Source organism: Carnobacterium maltaromaticum DSM 20342 (genome assembly GCF_000744945.1).
In the GTDB taxonomy this organism is placed as follows: Bacteria; Bacillota; Bacilli; order Lactobacillales; family Carnobacteriaceae; genus Carnobacterium; species Carnobacterium maltaromaticum.
In genome coordinates this window covers 2,136,179-2,148,798 of record NZ_JQMX01000001.1, presented here as the reverse complement: position 1 = coordinate 2,148,798, position 12,620 = coordinate 2,136,179, and the positions used below count along the sequence as shown (strand labels likewise).

The window sequence follows — 12,620 nt, the reverse complement described above, 5'->3', positions numbered from 1 at the left end:
GTTTTCCTCCTAAAAATTTTTATTTTAGCAAAGCTAATTTATACTTTTTCGGGTATGAATTTTTTAAGCACTAAATAAAGAATAAAGGCTAAACCAAAGCCAATCAGCCAAGATAAACTTGAGATAACTTGTAGTGCTGGAATAAATTGACCGCTAATCGAAACAAGTAATGCGACAATAGTTGCCACATAGGCTCCTTTATTGATACCACGGTAAGGATTTTGACTATTGTCAGCTTTTGTATCCATATATAACGCATTTAAATCAATTTTTTGCTTTTTAACAAAATAGAAATGAGCTAACATGACACCCGCAACTGGCCCTAAAACAGCTCCAATGATATTTAAGAAAGCGAAAATGCTATTCGCATTTTCCATTAATTTCCAAGGCATAATCAAATAACTAATGACAGAAGCAATAATGACGCCTTTCTTGTAATTAATCGTTTTAGGGAAGAGTGCTGATAATTGGTAAGCTGCTGGAATAATATTTCCTGTCGCATTTGTTGAAATAGTCGTTAATAAGAAGACTAACATAGCTAAGCAAATAGCTGGTAAACTATCCCATTTTTCAACTATTTCCAAGACGTTCCACTCTTGGACACCGTAATGAATCGAACCACCAATTAAAATCGCTACACTAGAGAAAGCAAAAATGATATAGGCGACTAGAAAACTAGCTGTTTGTCCAATTGTTTGAGCTCGTGTTGATGTCGCATTTTGCGTAAAGTCAGAGACACTAGCACCAGGAGCTGCCCATACGGATAAAACTGACGTGATAATAATTAAATAAACGAAGAGTGGGGCATTATTCTGAACATCAGCGCCACTTGGTGTAAAGGCAAGAATCGGTCCAATACCACCACCAACCTTGATTGCCCAAATCGCCATACCACCAAAAACAACATAAATTAAAGGATTTAAAATAGCTGTAAACTTATTTAACGCTCCGCCGCCACCAATTCCAATTAATAAATTTGCTGCCCAGAAAATGGTAAAAGCAATCAAACCAGGTAAGCTTAAACCGAAAAAGTTGAAATCTCCACCTAATGTTAGAAAACTAGGCCAAATTTTTCCAATAAGAATTAATAATGCCAATGAACCTGCATAATTTTGTAAGCCAAACCAAGCAATAGCGGCGACACATCCTCTTAGGAAACCAGGTAGTTTAGCCCCTAAATCACCATATGTTGAACGTAAATGCATGGCAAAGGGAATTCCGTACTTAGAACCAGCGCGACCGTTATAAACCATAAAAGCCGCAACCGCCATTGAGCTAATAATCAAAGCTAGGATCACGTTGATGGGTGATAATCCAAGAAATAGAAAGCCTCCAACAGCTGTGTAGTTAGGAATATTATGCACCGAACCCATCCACAAAGTAAAATAATTTTTTGCATTCATATTACGCCGGTCTTTTGTTTTAGGTAAAAGATCGTCGTTATAGCCTCTCTCTTTGTACTTTTCGATATCTGCCTCGTGGGCAAAAACATCTTTTTCTGCCATTTTTGACTGTACCTCCTAATAGTAAGATTTTAGTTATCTTTATAAAGTCTGTGAAAATCAAAGGGTTTAAACAAGATGTGTTAAGAATCAGTAATTTCAATTACGCGCTCAAGATATTCACGAACAAAAGCGCTTACAATATTTAATAAAACCATAATTTTTTTATTATAATTAGAAAATGGGAGAAGCTTTTTTAAAGAAGCAATTGAAAAACTCACTATTCTCAAATGTTAATTTAATTTTATCGGGTCTAGCACGAGAATTCTTTATACAATGTGGCTAAAGTAAGTTTTCTTTTTTAGTTATAATAGATAAAAACCAAGCTGTTTATCCTTTTTTAGGATGATAAGGACAATTTTTTAATGATGAAAAAAATCAGCTAATAGAGTTAAGAAGTAATCCTTTAAAAAACTAGCAAGGTAACCACCATTTTTGTTCCATAAATTTGTAAAGGATTAGTTCCTATTTTCCATGTAAAAAATAGAAGTCAGAAATTTATCAACCAAAGAAAATTTCTTTAAACTAATAAAATTAAGAAGCTAAAAATTAACCTGGCCAGTATTTTTAATACTATAGTAGAAATAGTTTTTTCTCATTGTTTTTTCATAAAAAAGACATAAATTAGCCTTCTTTTCAGTTTTTTTCAATTGTAAGAGAATTCATAAGCGTATAGGCTTGACGGATGGCTAATTCTCTGTTAATTTTGTAATTAAAATCTTATTCAAATTAATGAAAAAAACTGAAGGAGTGGTTGTGAGAAATGTCTAACTGGGAAACGAAATTTGCTAAAGAGGGCTACACTTTTGATGATGTTTTATTGGTCCCTGCTGAAAGTCATGTGCTACCAAACGATGTTGACATGAGTGTCAAATTGGCTAAAAATATTACACTAAATATTCCCTTGATGAGTGCGAGTATGGATACAGTCACAGATTCAAAAATGGCGATTGCAATGGCGCGTCAAGGTGGTTTAGGTGTTATTCATAAAAATATGAGTACAAAACAACAAGCTGACGAAGTTAGAAAAGTAAAACGTTCTGAAAGTGGCGTTATTATTGATCCATTCTTTTTAACTCCTGATCATTTAGTTTCAGATGCAGAAGAATTGATGGGCCGTTACCGTATTAGTGGAGTTCCAATTGTCAATAATATGGAAGATCGAATTCTAGTAGGTATTTTAACCAACCGCGATTTACGCTTTGTAACAGATTACAGTATTAAAATTGATGAAGTTATGACTAAAGATCAACTTGTGACAGCTCCAGTTGGAACATCTTTAAAAGATGCTGAAAAAACATTACAAAAACATAAAATTGAAAAATTACCAATTGTTGACGCTGAAGGACGTTTAAGTGGTCTGATTACAATTAAAGATATTGAAAAAGTTATCGAGTTCCCTAATGCCGCTAAAGATGAGCATGGTCGCTTGTTAGTTGCTGCAGCTGTTGGAGTAACAACAGATACCTTTGAACGCGCAGAAGCGCTATTAGACGCTGGTGCAGATGCAATTATCATTGATACTGCTCATGGACATAGTGCAGGTGTGATTCGTAAAATCAAAGAAATTCGTGAACATTTCCCAGAAGCAACATTAATCGCTGGAAACGTAGCAACAGGCGAAGCAACTCGTGCTCTTTATGATGTTGGTGTAGATGTGGTTAAAGTTGGAATTGGGCCTGGTTCAATTTGTACGACTCGGGTTGTTGCCGGAGTTGGGGTTCCTCAACTAACAGCTATTTATGATGCTGCTGAAGTGGCTCGTGAATATGGACGTACGATTATTGCAGATGGTGGAATTAAATATTCTGGTGATATCGTTAAGGCAATTGCTGCCGGTGGACATGCTGTTATGTTAGGTAGTATGTTGGCTGGAACAGACGAATCACCAGGCGAATTTGAAATTTTCCAAGGCCGTCGTTTCAAAACATACCGTGGTATGGGTAGTTTAGGCGCAATGGAAAAAGGCTCAAGCGATCGTTATTTCCAAGGTGGCACAAATGAAGCTAACAAATTAGTCCCAGAAGGAATTGAAGGTCGAGTTGCCTATAAAGGTGGCGTTAGTGACATTATTTTCCAAATGATCGGTGGTCTAAAAGCCGGAATGGGCTATGTTGGAGCAGCTGATTTGAAATATCTACGTGATGATGCACAATTTATCCGTATGAGTGGTGCAGGTTTACGTGAATCTCACCCACATGATGTACAAATTACTAAAGAAGCACCAAACTATTCATTACAATAAAATAGTAAAAGCTAAAAGCAGTTCACTAAATCGTTAAGATTTAGCGAACTGTTTTTTTATTTTGTTTAAATTTTAGAATGAAAACTGGACGAGTTCAAATAAAAGCCATATTTAGTTCACAAATTAGAGTGGAAAAATTAGATTTAGTTTCTAAAAACAGGTGAATTTTAAAGTGCGATACCTAAAAATGATTATTCACTAAGCATTTTTCGGTTAGCAGATTTAAAGTAAGTTATTCTTTTATGTGTACTTTTATAACCAACACTAACTAGAATTCCAATTAATGCAATATATATATAGTAAAAAATTAAAAATAGTTATCAGAATCAAGAAGGGGAAAATTAGTCCTTGGTGATGTTAACCGACATAGTTAACCAGTAAAATTAGATGAAAAACCAGAGATTTAACAAAAAAAAATTAAATATTTATGTAAAAAAAGACAGTAATTATAGTATGAGGTTAATTTTATTTCAAAAAATGAGGAAGTGCTAATCAATTTTTGGGATGAGGGAGCTTTGTCAAGTAGATTAGAATAGATTATGTAAAAGTAATAATTATTTCAATAGAATCATTCTTTTATAGATCTGATTTAACTTCATAGCGAGTTAAAAGTTAAGTAAGGGGGCTAAACAATGAAGATAGAAGATTTTTGGATGGATATGTATTCATTTTATGTCATTTTTATAACAAATGAGGATGTCCAAATAAGAAAATTACTGTTCTTACAAGAGAATCATATAGAACATGATCAGATTTGTGCGATTATTAAAAGTAAATTTCACAATGTAAATCGAGTTTTATCAATTGAAGAGTGGGATGCTGGGTTAGCTTTGAAGCAATCTAGATAAAATATATGTTCCTTGATCGGAGAGGGGGTGACGAAGATGAAGACAATAAAGCACGTTCTATTGTGGGGGGTTAGTTTATTTTGTTTTTTTTCTTTTACAGTAACAAGTTTTGCCAATACAGCTACTAGTCAAGCAGGTATTTCTTTTACTGAAAAAGAAGATATGGAAGCAGGAAATACTTCTCTTCCAAAAAATAAAGATTTGCCTAATACGGGGGTCGATAGAACGAGCTCAAAATTGCCACAAACGGGAGAAACTGCAGATGGAAATTTACTTATAACAGGGTTGGTTTTTTTAGGAGCTGCAATAGCAGTTGAAAAATTAAGGACAAAACGAGGAGGAAGAAAAATGAAATTAAAAACAATGACAATGTTAGGTTTGATTGGGAGCGGTATGTTGCTAGGAGCAAGTACGTCAACTGCTGCACCACAAGATGTGGTTACAGGTAGTGAAGATGGTAAAGGCGGTACATCTCATGGATACATTAATTTAACTCCAGGAGATTCGGACACAGGAAAGACAGACCCAACAGACCCAACAGATCCATCAGGCGAGACTGGAAATGAAGGGATTTTAACGATTGATCATGTTGTTCCGTTGCTATTTAGCTCACATAAGTTAGAAGGGAAAGAACAAGTTTACACTTCTGTTGTAGATAAACCCAATGTTCAAGTAACGGATAAGCGTGGAGAAGAAGCGGGGTGGAATGTTCAAGTATCTCAAACGGCTTTTGTAGACCAAACTGATGCAACTAAAACATTAAAAGGCGCAAAATTAGTATTGCCAGTAGGTACATTAAAAGATGTAGGAAATGTTTCACTAGCACCAGAATTGTATGCGGTCGAAGTTAATGATGCGCCTGCTACTTTCATGAATGCAAAAACTGGCAGCGGTGCTGGAACATGGACAAACTTTTTTGATAAAGATGAAATCAAGCTAACTGTTCCTGCTGGAAACAAAAAAGGCGAATATATGTCGACAGTTACATGGACATTAATGGATGCGCCTAAATAAAAAATAACAATCAAAGGGGAAATAAAAATGAAAATAAATAAGTATTCTATACTAGGTTTGAGTGTGTTAATGAGTGTTGCCATTTTAGGAAGTCAATCTGTTGAGGCAGCTGAGGCAAGTGCAGGTTCTTCGAAAGCAAATTTTGAATTACAAGCAGGCGACGATACAACGGTTCCGGAGCTGTTAGATCCAGAAATTCAACCTCCAACATTAAATAAAGGCCCATTAAGTTTAGATTCGGTTTCTAGCTTTAATTTTCCAACTAAAAAATTAGGCTCTGAAGCAAAAGCTCCACTTGAAGCAACACCAGTTGAAGGCACGAAGCTAGGTTTACAAGTAACGGATTCTCGTGGACAAGATTTAGGTTGGAATTTAAAAGTTAGTGCAACAGCTTTTGAAACGGCAGATAAATCATTAACCTTAAAAGGTGCTGTTATGACGATTCCAGAAGGTAAATTAACAACAGCACAAGGTGTGGACCCTCTTTTAACTCCATCTGCATTTAAAGTGAATTTATCGCCAACAGCAACGAGCATCATGAGCGCGACAACCACACAGGGTCGTTCAAGTTGGAGTAATGCCTTTGAAGGAAATGGAGAAAAAGTTACTTTAGCAGTTCCTGCAGGGAATAAAGTAGCGAGTTATGTTTCGACCATAACGTGGTCATTGGAAGATGCACCTTAAATAGATCAGAGAAATGAAAAGGATGGTAGAGAAAAATGAAAAAAAGCTCATTAATAATTACAACATTCGCTTTGGCTTCATTCGCTTTTGGAGGAGCAAAAGTCCAAGCAGAAGTATCAAGTACACATACATCAGAGAACAAAATTAATTTTACTGCTGGTGAGGGGGTAGTAACTCCACCAGTTGATCCAACCAATCCAGATAATCCTAATGTGCCAAACCCAATTGACGAAACAGATCCAGAAAATGCAGGTACGGGACAAACAGGCCCATTATCAATTGATTATGTTTCTAATATCAAATTTGGTGAACATAAAATTACAGGGAAAGACATTGCTTATAAAGCGAAGAATGCCAACCCATTTATCCAAGTAACGGATTTACGAGGAGCAGGAGAAGGCTGGCACTTATCAGCTAAAATGAGCGAATTTAAAAGCGGAAATAAAGTGTTGAGAGGTGCAACGTTAGCCTTTAAAGATGGTGTTGTCAAAGCAGGAAGTTCAAGCAATATTTCTGTAGCCCCAACTAAATCAGATGTTTTATTTGATAATACAGATAGTAAACCATTTATGAATGCGATGGATAAAGGTGGACGTGGGACATGGGTAACTGTCTGGTCAGGAACAGATCAAGCCAATGAAGCAGTTCAATTAAATGTGGTTGCTGGCACACCAGAAGCGAATACAGAATATACGTCTTCTATTACATGGGAATTAGCAGACGCACCAAAATAAAGTAGTAAATTTAAAATTCGATAGGGAGGACCGATTGTTCAATGGTCCTTTCTATTCTAGTTAGGAAAAGGGGAACACAATAAGATGAAAAAAATAATTTCGATACTCGTTGTCTGTCTAATCGGGCTCCAACATATGCCAATGATAGGAGAAGCTGCAGAAACGATGGCTTATTCTGTTAAAGCAAACATACCAGAAAACCAAATCAACAAAACACTTACTTATTTCGATTTAAAAATGGAGCCAAATCAAAGACAAGACATTACTTTAACTGTCAGTAATTCTAGCGATGAGAAAGCCACGATTCTTATTTCTCCAAATGTAGCGATGACCAACCAAAATGGGGTGATTGATTATAGTAAGGCAGATGAAAAAGTGGATTCCACGCTGAAAAATCCGGTGACATCTATTATTTCGAAAGCACAGGAAGTGACATTAGAACCGAAAGAAACGAAAGAAGTGCCGTTCACTATTCAAATGCCCGAAAAAGAATTTGACGGGTTGATTTTAGGTGGATTTTATATTTCTAAAAAAGAAGACGACTCAAATACCAAAGATAAAGAAAAAGATGTGCAAATCAAAAATAAATATTCTTATGTCATTGGACTTCAACTACGTGAAAACACCAATGAAGTCAAGCCAGTCATGGAATTAAATGATATTAAACCAGTATTATTAAATTACCGAACAGCGGTTACAGCAAATCTACAAAATACAGAAGCAACGATTATGAAAGACGTATCTATCAATGCAAAAGTGATGAAAAAGGGTAGTGAAAAAGTGCTTCATGAAACCGATAAAAAAGGTCTTTCAATGGCACCTAATTCGAATTTTGATTTCCCTATAAATTGGGATAATCAAAGCTTAGATGCAGGTACCTATAGGTTGAAACTCATTGCCCAATCTGGAGAAGACAAATGGGAGTTTGATAAAGAGTTTACTATATCTGCAAAAGATTCAACCGACTTAAACAAAGAAGCTGTTGAATTAGAAAAAACAGAACCGAACTGGATTTTGATTATTTCAGTGGTTGCAGGAATAACGATCTTTCTTATTCTAGTAATCGGATTCTTTATTTACCGTCATCAAAAGAAAAAAGCGGCAGAAAAGCGTGCACGTTTAATGAAGCAAAGAAAGCGTAAAAAGTAACAGGAATTAAGAAAAAGAAAAAGTAGTTCAGAACCGACAAGCAGACCAAGTAATAAAACTAGAAGAGAATAGAATGAGTCATATTTACCCTATAAGAAAGGAGAATCAAAATGCTGAAAAAAAATAAAAAAATAGTAGTGCTTCTTTTTTCACTCATTTTAATTTGTGGGACTGTTTATGCAAATTACGAGTTTTTAAAAGGACGTATATTTGCAGAGATGGATGAAGAAACTAGTGAAGGTATTAGTACTAGTAGTTCTGAAATCAATACCCACGAAGTAAACTTAGATAGCAGTAGTGAAGAAAATAGTAGTGAAGAAAATAGTAGTGAAGAAAATAGCATAGAAACCAACTCACTTACTGAGTCACAAGAGGAACTACTACAGCCCCAACAAGCAGAAAATATACTCAGAGGAATGAGCGATAGTGGTTGGGAAGTTGGTGCTGCAACGAATACTATTGAAAAAAATGGCAATAAAATCAGTTGGAATAATGGTGGATCTTGGTGGTATACCTATAATAATAATAGCTGGCTATATGGTACATCCATAGAAGCTGCTTTGATTGTAAATGGAAGTTTTTTAGCTGGAACATCTGAAAATAAAAATTCGGGTTTCTTGTGGGGAAGTAAAAATGAATCTGTTTACTCTATTCATGTATCAGCGAATATGTTGAAGAGAAGCTTCCCATATAAAACGTATCAGATTGATATTATTCAACAATTATTGGACGATGGATCAGTGGAAATCAGTTACCAAGTCACAAATAAAAATAGTGAGACTCAAAAAATTGGTATTAGTCAATATGTCGATATTTTAGATTCCTCTCCAATACGAGTGCTTATTGATTTCAAAGGATTGAATGTGACAGAGACAAATTCATTAGCTATGATGCCAGATGCAGAAACAATGCCAAACTGGTCAACAGGAAGATACGGTGGTTTGAAAAGTTTCAATGGATATAGTCCAAAAACGGTAGCTGGGATTGGCTGGGAAACTGGAAAAAGACAACCCGATTCATCTATTGAGTTAAAAGAAAATCAACCCATGGATATAGGTGATTCAGAAGCAGTTATGAAAAATCCAGGGGTTCTAGTTGCACCTGGTGAATCCACTATCTTTAAGCAAATTATAAAGTTTGGTGGAATGGTTCCACCGGCTCTCACGGTAGATCAAAAAATGGGTTCTATGTATACTAGCGAAAGTTTTGATATCACGGGAACCATTTCCGATGTCAATAACCATAACTATCGCTTGTATCTAGAAATGGATGATACGGATAAAACATTAATTCCATTAAAAGACTTTACAAATGTACCTTATCAAAAAACACAAGATTATCAAGTAGCAATTGAAGGGAAACATTTTACGAAAGGCAGTCATACAGTATCTATTGTTGGGATTGACGAGTATGGTGCTCGATCAGAAGCTAAAACGATGTCTTTTACAATCAAGGAAGTAAGTGGAGTACCATTAATTCAAAAAGTAAAAATTGGTGGAAAGATTCAAACAGATATAACAAAATTATTTAAAAATATTGTCGGAAATGGAACCAAACTTAAATCGGTTTCTGAGGTAGATTCTACTACAGTTGGATTCAAGTGGGTAGAGGCAATCTTGATAGATTCGAATTTAAAAGAAGAGGTATATAAAGTACCTGTAGCGGTTTATGATGATAAAACGACGATATTTAATGATGTAGATAAGATTGTTTTGGACGTAAAAAATATAGGACTTACATCAGAAGAGATAACTAAAGCGAACCAAGAAAATCGTTTAACGGAATTGATTCTACAACAAAGTGAAGCCAAAGCTTGGCAAACTGAAAATGGGGAAGAATCTATTGTAACAGTCTTCTCGCATGATGTGAAGCCGAAATTTGGAAGTTATAGTGCAACGATTCGAGCAACAAGGAAAGATACAAATAAAATTCTTGAAAAAAAAATTGTTGTTTACACCACAGATGAACCATTAAAAGATGGCTGGGAATATGGAACAAAAAGCGATGTGATTTCAAATAACGGCTATAAGATTGAATGGAACAATGGGGCATGGTGGTACACCTATGATGGGAGTAAATGGATGTTTAGTACTTCTATTGAAGCGAATTTAATTATAAATGGTGTATTCCCAGTCAGTACATCAGATATAGTTGGCTCAGGTTTTTTATGGAAGAACGTGGTAGAATCTGCTTATAGCATTCATAAAGAAACCAATTCTCTAAGACGTACATTTTATTATTTAGGTCGGTATAAAATTAATCTAATTCAACGATTGTTAGGGAATAATGCTGTTGAAATAACATATGAAGTGCAGAATATGGGAGTAGATACGCAAAAAATTGGGATTAGTCAATATGTTGATACCTTTGTTGGATCAGATTCAGTACCCGTTACACCGATTAATAATTTTGAAGGTATTAATCTAACGTATGGTCAATCTTCTTTGGCTATTATACCTGACACAAAAACAATGCCAAACTGGGCAGCTGGATATTACAACTCAACTCAAAATTTTGGACAATACAGTACGCAAAACGCTGATGGTCTTGGTTGGGAAACAGGGAAACGATATCGTGATGCTGGAGGTAGTTCGTATCCTTCACCGGTGGAGTTAAAAGAAAACCAGCCCGTTGATTTAGGCGATTCAGGTGTTTCAATGAAAAATCCAGGTGTAAATGTTGGGAGTAATGAGAGTGTTTCATTCAAACAAATTTTAAAATACGGTGTACTTGCAGCACCTCAAGTGACATTGAATCAAAAAAAAGCTTCCATGTATCAAGATGAAAAAATAGTCATTGATGGAACTATTTCAGATGCAGATAATATGAATTACCGTGTGTATTTGGAAATGGATGACAAGGATAAAACGTTAATCCAATTAGCTGATTACACGAATATTCCTTATAATGTCGTCCAAAATTACCAAGGAACGATTGAAGGAAAAGACTTTTCTCCAGGAATTCATACAGTTTCTATTATTGGCATTGATGAGTATGGGACTCGTTCAGTCGCCCAAAAATTTGAATTAACCATTACTGAACTAAGTGGTGAACCAAACATTCAAAAGGTTAAAATTGGTGAAGCGATTAGCAATGATATAAACACCTTATTTAAAGAGGTTAAAGGTACGGACGTTACCTTAAAAAAACCTTTATCACTAGATTCCTCCGTAATAGGTTTTCAATGGATAGAGGCAACGTTAACTGATGGAAAGCAAAAAGAAATTACAGAAAGAATTCCAGTGAATGTTTATAATCCCGAAAGTACTGTATTTAATGAGGTAGATAACCTCATATTGGATGCCAAGAATACCTCTTTTGAGTTAGTTGATGTTCGCCAAAGTGCTGAAGAGGGAACTTTAGATGATTTGGTCTATCAAAAGGTCGAACCTAAAGCATGGAATATGGAAGATGGTACTGAAATTCCAGTTGAACTCATTACAAATGGGATTGAACCAGTATTTGGAAATTATAGTGCTACTTTTAAAGGAACACGAGTGGACTCAGGAGCTAGTTTACAAAAAGCTAGCCAGTTAGCTGTTGGTGGTGAACTTAAATTTAAAGAGTTACCGAAAAAGTTGGATTACAAAACAACGAAGTTAAGTCAAAAAACGCCCTATGTGGAGCGTATGCACTCTGATTGGAAAATTGAAATAGAGAATACAATTGGTTCAAATTGGTCGCTGTTTGCCAGTGCTAATCCATTTGAAGATCAGACAAAAGAAAAATTAAGAAGTGCATTGGTTTTGAAAAAGAGCCAAACACAAGATGTTGTTATTAATGGAACAAGTCAAAAAATCGCAACAGGAAGCGAAACTTTCCCAACGATTCAATGGGCAGAAACAGCAGGACTTTTATTAAAAGTCAGCCCAGATGCCAAAGTTGGAAGCTATCAAGGTGAGGTTACCTGGTTGTTATCTGATGCACCGTAACTATAACTAGTAAGAAAGAAACTTAGCAAGTAGCGTTGCTAAGTTTTCTTTCTTTTTTTAGTTGAAATTACAAATGAAAAGGAGTTACCTATAATCGACAGCCATATTTAGGTCACAATTGTTTGATTTATTATTAAATGAGACTAGTTGTCTACTTGGGTAGCAGATTTTTGATAAATCGTCTATACCTAAAAATGAACAGGTAACCTACATATTTTGGATATTAAAAGAAACGATAGTAATGTTTTTTAAATCTCTAGAAATCAATGGATTTAAGACAGTTATTAGTCTTTATTTCAAAGAATAGACTAATTTAAGTTGAACCTATTGACCTAAACTAGCAAATGAAACCAAGTTAAAACAACAGTTAATCGATTATTTTTCCAGAAAACTAAAATATCTATAAAAATAAGTGGAAAATAGTGATGTTAATCCAAAAAAAGTCGGCTAGGTAACCATTTTTTGGGATGAAAGGGAAACGAAATTAGGTTTAAATAGATTATGTCTATTTA

General features: G+C 35.2%; 8 protein-coding genes. 7 read left to right on the top strand and 1 reads right to left on the bottom strand.

From position 1 onward, the window contains the following. Positions 1 to 38 precede the first annotated feature (38 nt). Positions 39 to 1,505, bottom strand: coding sequence for an allantoin permease (gene allW / locus BR77_RS10055; RefSeq protein WP_010050000.1), 1,467 nt, complete (start codon positions 1,503 to 1,505; stop codon positions 39 to 41). 760 nt (positions 1,506 to 2,265) lie between these two features. On the opposite strand from allW, the gene guaB reads away from it, so the two are divergent. The 7 genes from guaB to BR77_RS10020 all read left to right on the top strand — a co-directional run bounded on the left by guaB (position 2,266) and on the right by BR77_RS10020 (position 12,108). Next, entirely contained in the window at positions 2,266 to 3,747 is a 1,482-nt protein-coding gene (gene guaB / locus BR77_RS10050; protein WP_010050001.1) for an IMP dehydrogenase, read from the top strand. Between the two features lie 632 nt (positions 3,748 to 4,379). Then, positions 4,380 to 4,595, top strand: coding sequence for a hypothetical protein (locus tag BR77_RS10045; RefSeq protein WP_010050003.1), 216 nt, complete (start codon positions 4,380 to 4,382; stop codon positions 4,593 to 4,595). A gap of 36 nt (positions 4,596 to 4,631) precedes the next feature. Continuing rightward, a complete protein-coding gene (locus tag BR77_RS10040; RefSeq protein ID WP_016356295.1) occupies positions 4,632 to 5,609 on the top strand; it encodes a WxL domain-containing protein in 978 nt (325 codons plus the stop codon). Positions 5,610 to 5,636: 27 nt separating this feature from the next. After that, entirely contained in the window at positions 5,637 to 6,293 is a 657-nt protein-coding gene (locus BR77_RS10035; RefSeq protein WP_035064803.1) for a WxL domain-containing protein, read from the top strand. A gap of 35 nt (positions 6,294 to 6,328) precedes the next feature. Continuing rightward, on the top strand, positions 6,329 to 7,027 hold the full coding sequence (locus BR77_RS10030) for a WxL domain-containing protein (RefSeq protein WP_015075259.1): 699 nt from the start codon (positions 6,329 to 6,331) through the stop codon (positions 7,025 to 7,027). A gap of 84 nt (positions 7,028 to 7,111) precedes the next feature. Next, the gene (locus tag BR77_RS10025; RefSeq protein WP_015075260.1) at positions 7,112 to 8,176 is read left to right on the top strand and encodes a WxLIP family cell surface protein; all 1,065 of its coding nucleotides are present in this window, start codon (positions 7,112 to 7,114) and stop codon (positions 8,174 to 8,176) included. 110 nt (positions 8,177 to 8,286) lie between these two features. Continuing rightward, a complete protein-coding gene (locus BR77_RS10020; protein ID WP_080732547.1) occupies positions 8,287 to 12,108 on the top strand; it encodes a hypothetical protein in 3,822 nt (1,273 codons plus the stop codon). The last annotated feature ends 512 nt before the right edge of the window (positions 12,109 to 12,620 follow it).

Coding starts and splice junctions, on each gene's coding strand:
- BR77_RS10020 (WP_080732547.1), top strand. CDS start 8,287: ATGCTGAAAAAAAATAAAAAAATAGTAGTGCTTCTTTTTTCACTCATT.
- allW (WP_010050000.1), bottom strand. CDS start 1,505: ATGGCAGAAAAAGATGTTTTTGCCCACGAGGCAGATATCGAAAAGTAC.
- BR77_RS10030 (WP_015075259.1), top strand. CDS start 6,329: ATGAAAAAAAGCTCATTAATAATTACAACATTCGCTTTGGCTTCATTC.
- BR77_RS10035 (WP_035064803.1), top strand. CDS start 5,637: ATGAAAATAAATAAGTATTCTATACTAGGTTTGAGTGTGTTAATGAGT.
- BR77_RS10045 (WP_010050003.1), top strand. CDS start 4,380: ATGAAGATAGAAGATTTTTGGATGGATATGTATTCATTTTATGTCATT.
- BR77_RS10040 (WP_016356295.1), top strand. CDS start 4,632: ATGAAGACAATAAAGCACGTTCTATTGTGGGGGGTTAGTTTATTTTGT.
- guaB (WP_010050001.1), top strand. CDS start 2,266: ATGTCTAACTGGGAAACGAAATTTGCTAAAGAGGGCTACACTTTTGAT.
- BR77_RS10025 (WP_015075260.1), top strand. CDS start 7,112: ATGAAAAAAATAATTTCGATACTCGTTGTCTGTCTAATCGGGCTCCAA.